We start from the raw sequence: 16,575 nt of genomic DNA on the forward strand, positions 1-16,575 counted from the left end.
AAAGCTGTACCCGATAGATTTCGAGTTACATTTCGACGGCAAAGTGAGTGAATCCGCGGCAATATAATCAATGATGCAGCTGGAAAAATGAGCGCAGCCAACAAAGAGAACTTGAAAGATGAAGGGCATAAACGAAGAGAGAGCTCTATGAATCCTGAGCGTTCCGAACGCATAGAAATCCCTGTATTGCCTTTGCGCGATGTAGTGGTTTACCCACATATGGTGATCCCTCTGTTTGTTGGGCGTGAGAAGTCGATCCATTGTCTGGAAGCAGCAATGGATCATGACAAACAGGTCATGTTGGTCGCGCAAAAAGAAGCATCTACTGATGAGCCAGGAGTCAATGATCTTTTCTCCGTAGGTACAGTAGCTTCTGTTTTACAGATGTTGAAATTGCCGGATGGTACGGTAAAAGTGCTGGTAGAAGGCTTGCAACGTGCTCGTATTACTACTCTAACGGATAATGGAGAGTATTTTTATGCGCAGGTTGAATACCTTGAGTCCCCTGAAGTTGATGAACGTGAACAAGAAGTTCTGGTGAGAACCGCGATTAATCAGTTTGAAGGCTATGTCAAATTGAATAAAAAAATCCCGCCAGAAGTTTTGACGTCATTGCACAGCATTGAAGATGCCGCAAAGTTGGCAGATACCATTGCGGCTCATATGCCTTTAAAAATAAACGATAAACAGTCTGTTTTAGAAATGTCTGATATCGTTGAGCGCATTGAATATCTGATTGCGATGATGGAGTCAGAAATCGATCTTCTACAGGTAGAAAAGCGTATCCGTAATCGTGTTAAAAAACAGATGGAAAAAAGCCAGCGCGAGTACTACCTGAATGAACAAATGAAAGCAATTCAGAAAGAATTGGGTGAGATGGACGATGCACCTGATGAGTATGAAATGCTGAAACGCAAGATCGAAGATGCGAAGATGCCGAAAGAGGCGCGCGAAAAAGCAGAAGCTGAATTGCAGAAACTAAAAATGATGTCTCCGATGTCAGCTGAAGCAACTGTCGTCCGCAGTTACATTGATTGGATGGTACAAGTTCCTTGGATCGCACGTAGCAAGGTTAAAAAAGATTTAGTAAAAGCGCAGGAAGTACTGGATATAGACCATTATGGTTTGGAACGTGTTAAAGAACGTATCCTTGAATATCTTGCAGTACAAAGCCGCGTTAGCAAAATAAAAGGGCCAATTCTTTGTTTGGTAGGGCCGCCAGGTGTGGGTAAAACCTCATTGGGTCGCTCCATTGCACGTGCAACCGGGCGCAAATATGTACGTATGGCATTGGGCGGGGTACGTGATGAAGCGGAAATCCGTGGGCATCGCCGTACTTATATTGGTTCCATGCCAGGCAAATTAATTCAGAAGATGTCCAAGATTGGGGTCAAAAACCCACTGTTCTTGCTAGATGAAATTGACAAAATGTCATCTGACATGCGTGGCGATCCTGCTTCAGCGTTACTGGAGGTTCTCGATCCTGAACAAAACGTAGCATTTAACGATCACTACCTTGAGGTAGATTACGATCTGTCTGATGTGATGTTTGTGGCAACTTCGAACTCGATGAATATTCCGGCTCCATTGCTGGATCGTATGGAAGTCATTCGTCTGTCGGGTTACACCGAAGATGAAAAACTCAATATTGCCAAGCGTCATCTGTTGCCAAAACAAATTGAACGCAATGCCTTGAAAAAAGGCGAGCTAACCATTGATGATGGTGCAATTATTGGCATTATCCGTTATTACACCCGTGAAGCCGGCGTCCGTAGTCTGGAACGTGAAATCTCTAAATTGTGTCGTAAGGCCGTCAAAGCCTTATTGATGAATAAAGAGATCAAGCATATTGAAATCACGGCTGAAAACCTGAAAGATTATTTAGGTGTACAGCGAGTGGATTACGGTCGCGCTGATACAGAAAACCGTGTGGGTCAAGTAACGGGTCTTGCATGGACGGAAGTTGGTGGTGACTTGCTGACAATTGAAACGGCTAGTGTGCCAGGTAAAGGCAAATTGACTTATACCGGTTCATTGGGTGAAGTAATGCAGGAATCCATTCAGGCGGCTTTGACCGTTGTTCGGGCTCGTGCAGATAAACTGGGCATCAGTTCTGATTTCCACGAAAAACGCGACATTCACGTTCATGTGCCTGAAGGTGCAACACCAAAAGATGGGCCAAGTGCAGGTATTGCAATGTGCACGGCATTGGTTTCTTGTCTGACGGGTAATCCGGTTCGCGCTGATGTAGCTATGACAGGGGAAATCACCCTGCGTGGTTTGGTTCTGCCAATTGGTGGTTTGAAAGAAAAACTATTGGCGGCACATCGTGGTGGAATTAAAACAGTTATTATTCCAGATGAAAATAAACGAGATCTAGAAGAGATCCCGCAGAATGTCATTCAAGATCTGGAGATCCACCCTGTTAAACGCATAGAAGATGTTTTGACTATCGCTTTGCAGGATCCCGCATTCGGGGCTGAGTTAGTATCATTAAAGTAGTACAAAAATAGTGAGCTAATTCAAGAACTGTGTATAAAATATAGGTTGGCAAGTAAATTCAGACTTGTCAGCCTTTTTTTGTGCTATTAAGTTAGATTAGTCTAATTATCCGATTAAATATTTTGCTGTTCCATGATTTCTTGCTAATACTGGAAATGATTGACATGGCGGTATCGCCTGTCATAAATCGGTTTTGTTACAAGGTGTTTGTTACAATAGTAAAGTAAAACTAAATGGGGATGATAAGAGTGAATAAATCACAACTGATCGACAAAATTGCCGCTGATGCGAACATTTCTAAGGCAGCAGCTGGGCGTGTAGTAGATGCATTCATTTCTTCTGTATCTGAAGCATTGAAAAGCGGTGATGATGTCGCTTTAGTGGGGTTCGGTACTTTTACTGTGCGTGAGCGTGCTGCACGTACAGGGCGCAACCCTCAGACAGGCAAAGAAATCAAGATTGCGGCAGCAAAAGTGCCTGCTTTCCGAGCTGGGAAAGGTCTAAAAGACGCAGTTAATGCTTAATGGATAGTAATCTGGCCTTTTATTTTTGTTATTGCGGTAAACTTCGACTGACGAGGCAAAAGTGATAGGTTAGAATATAAGCGCATCAATCGTTTGGTGCGCTTTTTTTCTCTTAGCGTTTGAATTAGCGTAATATGGCAGTTTCTTTTTCACTAAAGCGGAGTTTTACGTCTTTATGATGGACAACCTACGCACGGCGGCAAATGGTCCTGTGCTCAAAATTGTATTGGCTCTAATCATCCTGACCTTTTTGCTGACAGGTGTAACAGGTTACCTGTCAAATGAAAATGGTAGTTATGCTGCCAAAGTAAATGGTCAAGCTATTAGCCGTGTTCAGTTGGAGCAGGCATTTCTGCAAGAAAAAAATACGTTGCAGGAGAGATTGGGAGATCAATTTTCAGCTCTGTTAAGCGATGAGCAGAAAATACGCCAGATTCGACGTCAGTCATTGGATCGCCTAATCAATTCCACTTTGATTGAACAATATGCCAATAAGTTAAATTTATCAGCCAGTGATGAGCAAGTGGCTGCAGGAATACGCAACTTACCTTTCCTCCAAACTGACGGCAAATTTGATAACAAGAAATACCAGGATTATCTGGATTCGCTTGCTCGTTCAAACATCAGCCCTGATATCTTTGCGGAGCAAGTTCGTAAGGATTTGATTAATCGTCAATTAATGCAGGCATTGCTGGGATCGGAAATCGCATTACCGGCAGAAATCAAGCAAGAAGTGAAGCTTGCCCTTCAAGAAAGAACAGTGCGTTTTGCGACACTTGAATTGAAATCAATTGAAGCAAAGCAAACCGTAACGGATGAAGAGCTGAAAAACTACTACGACGCCAATAGTAAACATTTCACCGTGCCAGAAAAAGTTAAAATCAGTTACCTCAAGATGGATGCAGCAGATGAACTAAAAAATATCACTGTATCTGATGCTGATATTGAAAAGTATTACAAAAACAACCTGGCAAAATATACTAAGCTTGAGCAGAAGAAATATAGCTTTATTCAATTGGATTCAGACGTAGCAGCTAAATCAGTCTTGGATGAATTAAATAAAGGGGCTGATTTCAGCCAGTTGGCATCTGAAAAATCGACAGATAAATTTTCGGCTCAAAAAGGGGGCGATCTTGGTTGGATGGAAGATCGCGCTATGCCTGATGAGCTAAAATCTGTGAATCTGACAAAGAAAGGACAGCTTTCTGATGTTGTCAAATTAGCTAATGGATATGCTATTTTCCGTCTGGACGATATTAAACCTGAAGTCATTGAGCCACTGGCTGATGTGCGTTCAGAAATAGAGAAAATCGTTAAGCAGGAAAAAGCCGTTGATGCGTTCTATGCATTGCAGAGAAAAGTCAGTGATGCAGCTGCGAACGACAATGAATCCTTGGCCGCTGCGGAAAAAGCAGCTGGTTATAAAGCAATAACCACAGATTGGTTTGATCGTACCCATATCCCTGCTGATATCAATTTCAGCCAAGTCGTTGAGACAATTTTCTCCGGCAATTTAATTGATGATAAAGGAACAACAGGAACTAATTCTGATGTCATTTCTGTTGAAGGTGACAGAGCCTTTATTATTCGTGTTGACGAGTTTAAGCCGGAGTCAGTTCAACCATTTGAACAAGCTAAAAATGAAGTGACTGAGCTGGTTAAACGCCAAAAGGCGGAAAAACAGCTTCAGGTTGAAAGTGAAAAATTGCTGGCATCTTTGAAAGAAGGTAAAGGCGAACAAGCTTTGAAAACAGCTGGTATTCAATTTGGTCAACCAACGATAATAAAACGTCTCGAGGAAACCAATCAGGCTTCTGATGTCGCATTCTCTTTACCACACCCTAAAGATGGGAAGGTTGAATATGGCTTGGCTCAAGACGAACTGGGTAATGCGGTGTTAGTTGAACTGGATAAAGTTACTCCTGGCTCTATCTCTGATGAGCAGGTTAAACAATATATGGACGGTTATCAGTATCAGACCGGTAATATCATGCTGGAATCACTCATGCTTAATTTACGCGATGAAGCTGATATTAAATACGGTCAGATGGAATAAAATTGCGAACTCATTCGCAACTATTTTTGTAACATAGTAATTTTGAAAGGCCACATTCGTGGCCTTTCGCATATTCAAATCTTGCCTATTGTTTCGAAATACCGTTATGGCAATCTCTCCTTCGTCAATAAAACATGGAGAGATTTACATGAAGTATTTAAGGATATTATTCAATTCACTCATTATGGCCTTGTGCATTAATACATCATTGTCTTATGCCGCTACGGCGAATGGAGCTGTCGATAAAGCGGTGAAACCGCCAATTAATCAACATGCAGCCACAACTAAAAATCAGGACATGAAAGAGGGAGGCGAGGTTGCCGCTAGTCAACAAACTTCAGGGAAGGAATTACTCAATATCAATACTGCGAATGCTGAAGAATTGGTGAAAGAACTTAATGGCATTGGCGTCAAAAAAGCACAGGCAATCATTGAATATCGTGAAAAATATGGCCCCTTTACAGCGATAGAGCAATTACAGGAAGTACAAGGTATCGGCCCCATTTTTATAGAAAAGAATCGAGGTAAATTAACTCACTAAACAGTAAAAAAGTATTACGCCCTCTTGTTATGAGCCCATACTCTTAATCAAGAGGGCTGTGATACCGATCAAGAATAACTCATCAAATGCTATTGTAATTAAATTGTTTTGCTATTGTTACATGTTATCTGGTCTGATGAGTATAAGGAAGAAGTGAGCAATGAGTACGATTATAAAAGTCAGGGGTTATCATATCGATGTTTTCCAGCATGTGAATAATGCGCGCTATTTAGAGTTTTTGGAAGCAGCACGATGGGATTTACTGACGGATGATGACACTCTGGCATGGTTAAATAGTAGAAATGTCGGTTTTGTCGTCGCCAACATCAATATTAATTACCGACATCCAGCTGTGTTGGCCGATGAATTGGAAGTGAAATCTTCCTTGCAGGAATTACGTACGAAAAGTGGAACATTCTTTCAGGAAATTATACGCAGACGAGATAACCAAATTATTGCTGATGCCCTAACTACCTTTGTTTGCCTTGATCTGAAAACAAATAAAGCATTGGTGCTGGAAGGTGAGCTGAAGGACAGAATGGAACTTTATAAGAAATAGCACAGCAGAGTGAGAGGTTAGTTGAACCTCTCACAGAAGTATTCTCACTATTTTGTGAGAATTAAATTGAGCGGGTTAATTAATTTAACTGTGTTTTGGATTTCATATCCAGCATTGTGGATTGGGCATTATTTAAATAATCGTTTAAGCCCTTGGCTCGAAGATGACAGGCTGCACATTCACCGCATCCATCACCTTGGATACCGTTATAACAAGTAAGCGTTTGGCTACGGACAAAATCGAGTTTTTGATAATAATCGGCCAGTGCCCAAGTTTCCGCTTTGTTTAACCACATTAAAGGCGTTTCGAAACGGATATCACGGGCTATACCAAGACTGACAGCTTTGTTTAATGCTTTAACAAATTCATCTCGGCAGTCTGGATAACCTGAAAAATCAGTTTCACAAACACCAGTAATAACGGCTTCGGCTTCAACTTGGTAGGCATAAATAGCCGCCAAAGTTAAAAATAAAATATTACGCCCGGGTACAAAAGTGCTCGGAAGGCCACTTTTTTCACTTGTGTTGAAATCTGGTACTGGAATGTTGTCTCTTGTTAAGCTGCTGATTGCAAGCTCATTCAACAAAGTAACATCCAGCACCTTGTGGGCAGCAGCGCCTAATTCTTTGCTGATATGACAAGCTACATCAATTTCAGCACGGTGGCGCTGTCCATAATCAAAAGTAACACAGTGAACCTCGTCATATTGACGAAGTGCCTGAATTAAACAAGTGGTGGAATCTTGCCCACCACTGAATACAACAACGGCTCGTTTCATGATACCTACCTTTGCGAATTGAAGGAGGTATGTTACTCATAACCATTTAATTTGGGTAGTTGTGTTAGATATTGTGTGATATCGCCGATATTATTGCTAACCCACTCCGGGTTGTAATAAGTATCAAGATAGCGTTCCCCGCTATCACAAATTAACGTCACGATTGCTCCTTGCTGGTTGTTATCACGCATTTGGTTAGCAAGTTGCAGAGCACCCCAGACGTTAGTTCCTGTAGATGCGCCAGTTTTTCTGCCAATTAATTTTTCAAGCCAGTAAATGGTAGCAATGGAAGCAGGATCGGGGACTTTTAACATGTCATCTATCACAGTGGGAATAAAGGATGGTTCGACACGCGGACGCCCAATACCTTCGATTTTGCTGCTGGTATTTCCGCGGATCTCACGGCAATTCTGGTTATAGCAATCGTAGAATACTGAGTTTTCCGGATCGACACCGATGAGCTTGGTGTCATATCCCTGATAGCGGATATAGCGACCAATTGTTGCGGATGTTCCCCCAGTGCCGGCACTCATAACTATGTAGGTTGGCTCAGGAAATGGCTCTAGCTTCATGTGGTGGAAAATACTTTCAGCAATATTATTGTTTCCTCGCCAGTCAGTCGCTCGTTCGGCATAGGTAAATTGGTCCATATAGTGACCATTTAACTCTTTGGCCAGCCGCTCTGACTCTTGGTAAATAAGGGCTGAATGCTCAACAAAATGGCATTTTCCACCGTAGAACTCAATTTCCTGAATTTTACGTTTAGCCGTGCAGGAGGGCATAACAGCAATGAAAGGTAATCCAAGTAAGCGAGCAAAATAAGCTTCAGAAACCGCGGTGCTGCCGGATGAGGATTCAATGATCGGAGTTCCTTCATGGATCCAGCCATTGGTGAGGGCATAAAGAAACAGGGAGCGAGCAAGCCGGTGTTTCAAGCTACCGGTGGGATGGGTGCTCTCATCTTTGAGATAGAGGTGAATACCCGGAAACATGGGAAGATTGAGGCGAATCAGATGCGTATCTGCGCTGCGTTGGTAATCTGCTTGGATGGCCCTTATTGCATTTTTGGCCCATAAAGATGACATAAATTGACCCTGAATAATAATACAGTAATGGCATATAGATTACCCTTACATTCAGAGAAATAGATTATTATTTTTCTGATTTTAACCGTTATATTTGGGAAAAATTTCTACAGGAATTAAATATGCTAGATAAAATAGACCGTAAGCTACTGGGGCTGCTCCAACGAGATAGTAGTTTATCTTTGAATGCGTTGGCTGAAGCTGTCAATTTGACCTCTACACCTTGTTGGAAACGTCTTAAAAGACTTGAAGATGAGGGCTATATCATTGGAAAAGTTGCACTGCTGAATGGAGAAAAACTCGGGCTGGGCTTGACGGTGATAGTGATGATCAAAACTCAGCAACACAGCAGTGAATGGTACGAGCAATTTGTTACCTTTGTTAAAGAAATGCCGGAGGTTTTAACATTTTATCGCATGGCAGGTGAGTACGATTACTTAATGCATGTAGAAGTTATTGATATGAAAAGTTATGATCGGTTCTACAAACGCATGGTTAATGGGATTCCGGGTTTGATTGATGTGACCTCCAATTTTGCAATGGAAAAAATAAAATATACAACGGCGTTGCCGATACCAGAATCAGCAGTGTGATGCCTTCTCTGGTATGTAGGCACTAACTTTTCATTTTCTAGCTCGGGAATAGGTGTGTGAGATTATTTTCACAATTAGGCTGGTATTTTATTAGTGAATGGCGGCGTTATTTAGGCGCTGTAATATTCCTCGTTATGATTGCTGTGCTGCAACTCATTCCTCCCCGTTTGGTTGGCGTTATTGTTGATGGGATTAGCTCAAATACGATGTCGTCTCGTCAGCTATTGATGTGGTTGGGAATAATACTGGTTATAGCATTAGCGATATATGGATTACGTTATGTCTGGCGTGTGTGGTTGTTTGGTGCTTCCTATCGGCTGGCCGTTAAATTGCGTAGTGATTTTTACCAGCGATTAAGTAGTCAGAACCCTGAGTTTTATCTGCGCCACCGAACAGGAGACCTCATGGCGCGGGCAACAAATGACGTTGACCGAGTTGTCTTTGCCGCGGGTGAGGGAGTACTTACTTTAGTTGATGCCTTAGTTATGGGCTGTGCCGTTCTTGTCGTAATGAGTGTGGAAATTAGTTGGCAGTTAACATTGTTATCACTATCACCTTTACCCATTATGGCCTTGGCGATCAAGCATTATGGCGACCAGCTTCACCACCGTTTTAAATCGGCACAAGGCGCGTTTTCTACCTTGAATAACCACGCTCAGGAAAGTTTAACCAGTATCCGCATGATCAAAGCGTTTGGATTGGAAGAATTGCAATCCAATCAATTCGAAGAAGTTGCCATTGAAGCGGGGCGTAAGAATATGCACGTTGCCCGTGTGGATGCACGTTTTGATCCAACTATTTTCATCACCGTTGGCATTTCGAACCTACTGGCTGTTGGTGGCGGAAGCTGGATGGTTATTCATGGAACCTTGACCCTTGGCGAACTGACCAGTTTTGTCATGTATTTGGGGTTGATGATTTGGCCGATGCTGGCTTTGGCGTGGATGTTTAACATTGTTGAAAGAGGAAGCGCTGCATATACGCGTATTCGCAGCTTGTTGCAAGAACCGCTGGTGATCGCGGATGGTTCGCAATCTTTATCTTCAGGCCGTGGAATTTTACAGGCAAATATCAATACATTTACTTACCCACAAAATGATAAGCCTGTGCTGCATGATATCAACTTCCAGCTAAAGCCAGGCCAGTTATTGGGCCTTTGTGGGCCGACGGGGTCAGGGAAAAGCACGTTGCTGGCTTTATTGCAGCGGCAATTTGATGTAACTGATGGGGAAATTCTTTTTCAGTCGCAAAATATATCCACCCTCAAAATGGATGAGTGGCGTTCGCGGCTGGCTATCGTCAATCAGACACCATTCCTGTTCTCAGATACCGTTGCCGGCAATATTGCGCTGGGAAAACCTGATGCAACTCAGGCACAAATAGAAGAAGTGGCTCGTCTGGCAAATGTGCATGATGACATTTTACGATTGCCTCAAGGCTATCAAACGGAAGTGGGAGAGCGCGGTGTAATGCTTTCTGGTGGGCAAAAACAGAGAATATCCATTGCTCGGGCTTTATTGCTGGATACAGAGATTTTAATTCTTGATGATGCCTTATCAGCCGTGGACGGGCATACCGAGCATCAAATCATGAAAAATCTCCACCAATGGCGGCAAGAACGCACAATTATTATTAGCGCGCATCGATTGTCTGCACTAACAGAGGCAAATAATATTTTGGTCATGCAACATGGAACAATTGCACAGCAAGGCCAGCATAAACAACTTATCGCTCAATCTGGCTGGTATTCGGATATGTACCATTACCAGCAATTAGAGGCCGCATTGGATGGGGACAATGACTAATACTCATATGCGTAAGCTATGGCCATCGTTAAAGCGTCTGCTTTCTTACAGTAAAAATCACCGTAAACCAATTTTAATTGCGGTGCTCATGTTATGGGTTGCATCACTGGCTGAAGTCAGTGGGCCGCTTCTTGTGAGCTATTTTATTGACAATATGGTCGCTACAGGAAATTTACCGCTAGATGTTATTGGAGGGCTGGCGGCTGCCTTCCTGGCTTTGCAACTTGTTTCTGCTGCATTGCATTATTATCAGACCTTATTTTTCTATCAAGCGTCGGTGGGAGTTGTGCAGCAGCTTCGTACTGATGTGATGAACTCAGCATTGCGTCAGCCATTGAGCGCTTTTGATAATCAACCCGTTGGTCAATTGATATCTCGTGTCACGAATGATACCGAAGTCATCAACGATCTGTTTGTAAATGTGATCCCAACGGTATTTCGCAGTATTGCGTTGATCGGGGCCATGTTGATCGCTATGTTTGCCCTGGATTGGCGTATGGCATCGGTTGCAGTCGTGATATTTCCTGCGGTTCTGCTGGTTATGTTTGTTTATCAGCGTCTCAGCACCCCGATTGTCAGGCGAGTTCGTGGCTACCTGGCTGATATTAATGATGGTTTTAATGAAGTTATAAATGGAATGGCCGTAATCCAGCAATTCCGTCAGCAAGCCCGTGTTGGTGAAAAAATGTTGGCAGTCAATCGGGCGCATTATCAATCCCGTATGCAGGCGCTGCGGTTAGATGGGGTTTTATTAAGGCCGTTATTGAGTTTCTTTTCTACCGCAATATTGTGTGGTTTGCTTTTATTGTTTGGAATCGAGGGAACGGAAGTTATTGGTATTGGTGTTCTTTATGCCTTTATCAACTATCTGGGGCGATTAAATGAACCTCTGATTGAGCTGACTGCGCAGCAATCTTTATTGCAGCAAGCTGTGGTTTCAGGTGAGCGAGTTTTTGAGCTGATGGATAGCCCACAGCAACAATACGGTAATGATCAACACGCATTGGCAAGTGGTCAGATTGATGTTGAAAACCTGAACTTTTCTTATAGGAAGGACAAACGAGTCTTGAGTGATATCAACCTGCATGTTCCTTCATGTGGATTTATCGCCTTGGTTGGGCATACAGGAAGTGGGAAAAGTACCTTGGCTAATTTAATCATGGGCTATTATCCATGGCAGGATGGCGAAATTTATCTTGATGGGCGCCCGGTATCTTCACTTTCTCATGCTGTATTGCGAAATGGTGTGGCTATGGTACAGCAGGATCCTGTCGTTTTAGCCGCTTCATTTTTTGACAATATTACCTTGGGGCGGGATATCAGTGAGGAGAAAATCTGGGAAGTGCTGGAATTGGTTCAACTAACGGAATTTATCCGTAATTTACCTGAAGGCTTGAATTCCAGACTTGGTGAACAAGGCAATACGCTTTCCGCAGGGCAAAAACAGCTTTTGGCAATGGCTCGGGTTTTAGTGCAGTCGCCACAGATCCTTATTCTAGATGAAGCAACCGCAAATATTGATTCGGGAACTGAGCAGTCAGTCCAAAAAGCGTTGAATATGATCCGCAAACAAACAACATTAGTCGTTATTGCCCACCGGCTTTCAACTATCGTTGAGGCGGATTCCATATTGGTGCTGCATCGTGGTGCAATTGTAGAGCAAGGGCAGCATCAACAATTATTAGCAAGACGTGGACGTTACCATCAAATGTACCAACTCCAGCAGGTTGGAGAGACATTGAATGAACCTGTGCACATTTAGAGTGCATATAGGGGGTAGCGGCTGTTCGCTGCTCCCTTTTTTATCCTTCCTTACTGACACCCCTTTAAATAACCGTCTGATTAAAAGCCATTTTTAATTTTTGGCATATCCTTTGCAATATACCCCTAGTAAATAGCTTTTGTGTGAACACAGTGAAAGACGGGGGAAATATGAAACTAATCACTATCATCATAAAGCCATTTAAGTTGGAAGAAGTAAGAGAGGCTCTGGCTGAAATAGGCATACAAGGGATGACTATGTCGGAAGTAAAGGGCTTCGGGCGCCAAAAAGGCCATTCTGAGCTTTATCGGGGAGCTGAATATAACGTCAGTTTTTTGCCCAAGGTTAAGATTGATATTGCCATTAATGACGAGCGAGTTGAAGAAGTGGTCAATATTGTTCAACAAACTGCCTTTACGGGAAAAATGGGGGATGGGAAGATTTTTATCTTTGAATTACAGCAGGCTATCCGGATCAGAACCGGTGAAATAAACGAAGCCGCCCTCTAAGGGGAGAATGAAAAATGAAAAAACAATTTTTATTCATAATTGGTATTGTGGCCAGTTTACCTTCATTCGCCTTTGCTGCGGGAAAAAACTTCGATAAGGCAGATACAGTATTTATGCTGGTAAATACTGTACTGGTTCTTTTTATGACAATTCCCGGAATAGCTCTGTTTTATGGTGGATTGTTGCGACGTAAAAATGTTTTGTCACTGATGTCACAAGTACTTGTCAGCTTTTCTCTGGTTTATGTACTTTGGGTTATTTATGGTTACAGCATGACTTTTGAGGCCGGTAACCGTTTTTGGGGTGGATTAGGCCAATTTATGCTGAAAAACATCACTATTAATGATTTAAGTGGCAGTTTCTACCAGTTAATACATGTTGTTTTCCAGGGCGCATTTGCCTGTATTACTGTCGCCTTAGTGGTTGGAGCCTTGTGTGAAAGGATCCGTTTTTCAGCATTGTTGATTTTTAGCGTACTGTGGCTGACTGCATCTTATATCCCCATGGCGCACATGGTATGGGGAGGCGGCTGGCTTGCCAAGGATGGTTCTTTGGATTTTGCTGGTGGAACTGTTGTGCATATTAATGCGGCAGCGGCAGGTTTAGTTGGGGCATATTTACTTGGAAAACGCTCAGGCTTTGGGCGAGAGGCTTTTAAACCCCATAGTTTGCCGATGACGTTCATTGGTACGGCCATCCTATATATCGGCTGGTTTGGTTTTAATGTGGGATCGGCTGGGGCTGTAAATGCGATTTCGGCATTGACGCTGGTAACTACAGTAATAGCCACAGCAGGAGCCGTGTTATCGTGGGTTTTCTCCGAATGGCTTTTCCGTCAAAAACCCTCTCTTTTAGGTGCGTGCTCTGGGTGTATTTCAGGTTTGGTGGCAATCACACCGGCTGCGGCAACAGTGGGCATTGGTGGGGCTTTAGCTATAGGGTTGATTGCCGGAGTTGCGGGCTTATGGGGAGTGGTGATATTAAAGCGCTGGCTACGTGTCGATGATGTCTGTGATGTATTTGGTGTGCATGGCGTATGTGGCATTGTGGGGTGTCTTTTGACGGGGATTTTTACGGCGGCTGATTTAGGCGGGACTGGCTTTGCTGAAGGCATGACCATGCTGAAACAGTTAGAAATGCAAATTATCAGTATATTAGTCTGTATCGTCTGGTCATCTGTGGCAGCGTATATTTCATTTAAGATTGCGGATAAATTGGTTGGTTTGCGTATTAGTGTTGAGTCAGAAAGAGAAGGATTAGATATTACTTCGCATGGTGAAAGTGCTTATAACTGATATAGCTCCCATTTTCACCATTGCAGCCGTATGAGATGAAAGTACTTTTTCTGGTTGTTGTACCGTAATAACAGGCAAAGGTTATATAACCACCAGTGGTCAAATGCTGGCTTAATTGTGTTCGCTGTTGTTATTACGGTACGTAATGCCTCACATTACAGTTTGCGAATGACCCCTTCCTGAACAGCAGAAGCGATGAGTAAGCCTTCTCGGTTGTAGATTTGCCCACGAACGAAACCACGAGCGCCTGATGCCGATGGGCTTTCGATGGCATAGAGTAGCCAGTCATTCATATCGAAAGGGCGGTGGAACCACATTGAGTGATCAATTGTCGCAACTTGCATATTACGTTCCATAAACCCAACTCCATGGGGAAGCAAGGAAGTCGGAAGAAAATGGAAATCTGACGCATAACCCAGAAGACAGCAATGAATTAATGGGTCGTCAGGCATTTTTCCGTTACTGCGGAACCAAACATAACGAACGGGTTTATGAGGAGAGTAATTAGGGAGATTTTTAGATTTAACCAGTTTCATCTCCAGAGGAGGTGCAGAGAAAGCCTTTTTAAATTTGTCAGGAAGAGAGGAAGGCACCTGTTTTGCAATTTCTTCCTGAGACTCTAATTCTTCAGGTGGTGGAACATCAGGCATGACATCTTGGTGTTCAAAACTCTCTTCATGGCCTTGAAAAGACGCTGTCATGTAGAAGATCGGCTGGCCGTGTTGTATCGCACTGACTCTACGCGCACTGAAGCTTTTGCCATCACGCAGTATTTCAACATCATAAACAATGGGCTTATGGCTATCTCCCGGGCGCAGAAAATAACTGTGAAAAGAGTGGATCATGCGGTCATCAGCAACGGTTTGCTTTGCTGCATATAGCGCTTGGCCGATTACCTGCCCACCAAAAACTTGGGGAAAACCTAAATCCTCACTTTGTCCCCGATAAATTCCTTCTTCTATTTTTTCCAGATGTATCAGGTTAATTAAGTTGTGTAATGCCTGGTTCATAATGTGATTTTGCTTTTATAAGAGCGGTTAAAAGGTATAAATGGATGATTATAGATATAAAATTTTATTTATTCGAAAGGAAATAAATTAAATTATAAATGAAAATTACCCTAATGTTTTTATTTCGGCATTAAATTATCACTATTAGTTTTATCAATATTTGTCAAATAATGCGAATAATTTTGTTTTTATTGTTTATTTATTGATTTATATGGTTATTTTTTAAAATTAAGAAGTTGTTAATGTTTTATTCATATTTTATTCAGTTTGGTATTGTGGTTGATATAGGGACAATATTTAGTTTTTCATATGATATAAAAATGATTGATTAGAGTTATTGGATTTTTTTTATTATTTTATTGAGCTATTTTTTCTTGCAAGCCGCGGGCGTGCAGTTGTTTTGGTGAGTTTTTATTCTGCTGGAAAAAGTGGCTAAACTTAATCCAAGTATAACAATATGAGCGTTTTTTCTTAAATGAACATATTCATTTATGATAAATAAAACGGCATGGTAAACAAAAAGCACGATGTTAGAACAATAATAGGAGAATGCAAAAATAGGGGGAAGCAAAAGGCCAATAGAAATATAAAACTCCACGTTTAGGCCGTTTTTTAAACGCTTTGAGCAAGGAATCGCCATTCAAGTGAGAGTGCCTTGCTATTTCATTATGTATGAAAGATAATGTCCACCGCTTCGAAGTTTGAAGCCTACGTCAATGGGGGCTCTGTTGGTTCTCCCGCAACGCTAACTTGTTAACTTGGTCAGGTCTGGAAAGAAGCAGCCATAGCAGGGGATGTGTGTGCCGGGATGTCGCTGGCAGAGCCCTCACCAGTTTTAATCTTCCGTCAACTCGCTCATTTAGCCGATAATTGCTACCGGCTTCAGTCACTTTCTATCTGATCACTGCAACTTAGCGGACAAATTTCCAAACAGATGATGGAATTTTATCATAGAGTTTATTCATAGTAAGTTCGGCTAAACGGTGGTCAGCAGCGGAGTAGAACAATTCAAGCTCGTCATCCGAAAGTTCATATTTATTTTTTTCAATTACACGTTCCAGTGTTTCAATAGAAGTGCATTTTCTCAAACGCATCAGATAGTCAGTTTTAGTCATGGTCGCCTTATCTTTTTTGGTATAAAAAATAGTTAGAAATATATTTATCAGGTTTTGCTTAAAGAAGCGTTTAAATCATGTAGAAGAATGTTAGTTAAGTGTTCGTTTGTTCTTTGCCATTTTGTCAGTTCAAGAAAGCTTATCTTATCGCTTCCGAACAAATTATATGTTTCATCCAGATATTCATCAATTAAGGTGCTGAGATCGTAGTTATCTGTGTATTTTATTTTAAAGTTCCAGACAAAAGCTGCAATGTGTTCGATCAATTCGTTTAACTTTAAGCTTTTCTCTGAGGTCAGATCGTGAATCCAATGATTATCAGTGCGATTCAAGACTGAAAGTGCTTCGTGAATTAATTTTTCACATAAGTATTTTAATTCAGCAATATCATGTCTTCTTGGTGAATATTCATCCATAATCACCTCCGTAAACGGCACACGG

15 protein-coding genes and 1 other RNA gene are annotated in these 16,575 nt (G+C 42.1%); 11 read left to right on the plus strand and 5 right to left on the minus strand.

Annotated features, from left to right (window positions below):
* The first annotated feature begins 147 nt into the window (after positions 1 to 147).
* The 5 genes from lon to FE392_RS11500 all read left to right on the plus strand — a co-directional run bounded on the left by lon (position 148) and on the right by FE392_RS11500 (position 6,182).
* A complete protein-coding gene (lon, locus tag FE392_RS11480; RefSeq protein WP_319930429.1) occupies positions 148 to 2,502 on the plus strand; it encodes an endopeptidase La in 2,355 nt (784 codons plus the stop codon).
* Between the two features lie 248 nt (positions 2,503 to 2,750).
* Positions 2,751 to 3,026, plus strand: a complete 276-nt coding sequence (gene hupB / locus FE392_RS11485) for a nucleoid-associated protein HU-beta (protein WP_169924704.1) — start codon at positions 2,751 to 2,753, stop codon at positions 3,024 to 3,026.
* Between the two features lie 175 nt (positions 3,027 to 3,201).
* A complete protein-coding gene (gene ppiD / locus FE392_RS11490; RefSeq protein WP_319930365.1) occupies positions 3,202 to 5,082 on the plus strand; it encodes a peptidylprolyl isomerase in 1,881 nt (626 codons plus the stop codon).
* A gap of 148 nt (positions 5,083 to 5,230) precedes the next feature.
* Complete coding sequence (locus FE392_RS11495; RefSeq protein ID WP_319930366.1) at positions 5,231 to 5,623, plus strand: ComEA family DNA-binding protein; 393 nt, start codon at positions 5,231 to 5,233, stop codon at positions 5,621 to 5,623.
* A 160-nt stretch (positions 5,624 to 5,783) separates the two neighbouring features.
* Positions 5,784 to 6,182 carry an acyl-CoA thioesterase gene (locus FE392_RS11500; protein ID WP_319930367.1) on the plus strand — a complete coding sequence of 133 codons (399 nt, stop codon included), beginning with the start codon at positions 5,784 to 5,786 and terminating at the stop codon, positions 6,180 to 6,182.
* A 79-nt stretch (positions 6,183 to 6,261) separates the two neighbouring features.
* Here FE392_RS11500 and queC read toward each other — a convergent pair whose 3' ends face one another.
* Complete coding sequence (queC, locus tag FE392_RS11505) at positions 6,262 to 6,960, minus strand: 7-cyano-7-deazaguanine synthase QueC (RefSeq protein WP_319930368.1); 699 nt, start codon at positions 6,958 to 6,960, stop codon at positions 6,262 to 6,264.
* A gap of 32 nt (positions 6,961 to 6,992) precedes the next feature.
* Entirely contained in the window at positions 6,993 to 8,045 is a 1,053-nt protein-coding gene (locus tag FE392_RS11510; protein ID WP_319930369.1) for a PLP-dependent cysteine synthase family protein, read from the minus strand.
* 122 nt (positions 8,046 to 8,167) lie between these two features.
* On the opposite strand from FE392_RS11510, the gene FE392_RS11515 reads away from it, so the two are divergent.
* From FE392_RS11515 to amtB, 5 genes are all read left to right on the plus strand, one after another.
* Complete coding sequence (locus FE392_RS11515; RefSeq protein ID WP_319930370.1) at positions 8,168 to 8,638, plus strand: Lrp/AsnC family transcriptional regulator; 471 nt, start codon at positions 8,168 to 8,170, stop codon at positions 8,636 to 8,638.
* 56 nt (positions 8,639 to 8,694) lie between these two features.
* Complete coding sequence (locus FE392_RS11520; RefSeq protein ID WP_319930371.1) at positions 8,695 to 10,443, plus strand: SmdA family multidrug ABC transporter permease/ATP-binding protein; 1,749 nt, start codon at positions 8,695 to 8,697, stop codon at positions 10,441 to 10,443.
* A complete protein-coding gene (locus tag FE392_RS11525) occupies positions 10,427 to 12,205 on the plus strand; it encodes a SmdB family multidrug efflux ABC transporter permease/ATP-binding protein (protein ID WP_319930372.1) in 1,779 nt (592 codons plus the stop codon). Before FE392_RS11520 ends, FE392_RS11525 begins: the two co-directional genes overlap by 17 nt.
* Positions 12,206 to 12,375: 170 nt before the next feature.
* Positions 12,376 to 12,714, plus strand: a complete 339-nt coding sequence (gene glnK, locus FE392_RS11530; protein WP_319930373.1) for a P-II family nitrogen regulator — start codon at positions 12,376 to 12,378, stop codon at positions 12,712 to 12,714.
* A gap of 14 nt (positions 12,715 to 12,728) precedes the next feature.
* The gene (gene amtB, locus FE392_RS11535; protein ID WP_319930374.1) at positions 12,729 to 14,009 is read left to right on the plus strand and encodes an ammonium transporter AmtB; all 1,281 of its coding nucleotides are present in this window, start codon (positions 12,729 to 12,731) and stop codon (positions 14,007 to 14,009) included.
* A 155-nt stretch (positions 14,010 to 14,164) separates the two neighbouring features.
* Here amtB and tesB read toward each other — a convergent pair whose 3' ends face one another.
* Positions 14,165 to 15,019, minus strand: coding sequence for an acyl-CoA thioesterase II (gene tesB / locus FE392_RS11540; RefSeq protein WP_319930375.1), 855 nt, complete (start codon positions 15,017 to 15,019; stop codon positions 14,165 to 14,167).
* A gap of 726 nt (positions 15,020 to 15,745) precedes the next feature.
* Here tesB and ffs point away from each other — a divergent pair.
* An RNA gene (gene ffs, locus FE392_RS11545) (signal recognition particle sRNA small type) lies at positions 15,746 to 15,842 on the plus strand.
* A gap of 88 nt (positions 15,843 to 15,930) precedes the next feature.
* On the opposite strand, the gene hha is transcribed toward ffs, so the two are convergent.
* Complete coding sequence (hha, locus tag FE392_RS11550) at positions 15,931 to 16,134, minus strand: hemolysin expression-modulating protein Hha (protein WP_010845060.1); 204 nt, start codon at positions 16,132 to 16,134, stop codon at positions 15,931 to 15,933.
* Positions 16,135 to 16,181: 47 nt separating this feature from the next.
* A complete protein-coding gene (tomB, locus tag FE392_RS11555) occupies positions 16,182 to 16,550 on the minus strand; it encodes an Hha toxicity modulator TomB (RefSeq protein WP_092510108.1) in 369 nt (122 codons plus the stop codon).
* Between the last annotated feature and the right edge of the window lie 25 nt (positions 16,551 to 16,575).

Origin of the sequence: Xenorhabdus santafensis, from assembly GCF_033949405.1 — a bacterium.
Taxonomy (GTDB): domain Bacteria; phylum Pseudomonadota; class Gammaproteobacteria; order Enterobacterales; family Enterobacteriaceae; genus Xenorhabdus; species Xenorhabdus santafensis.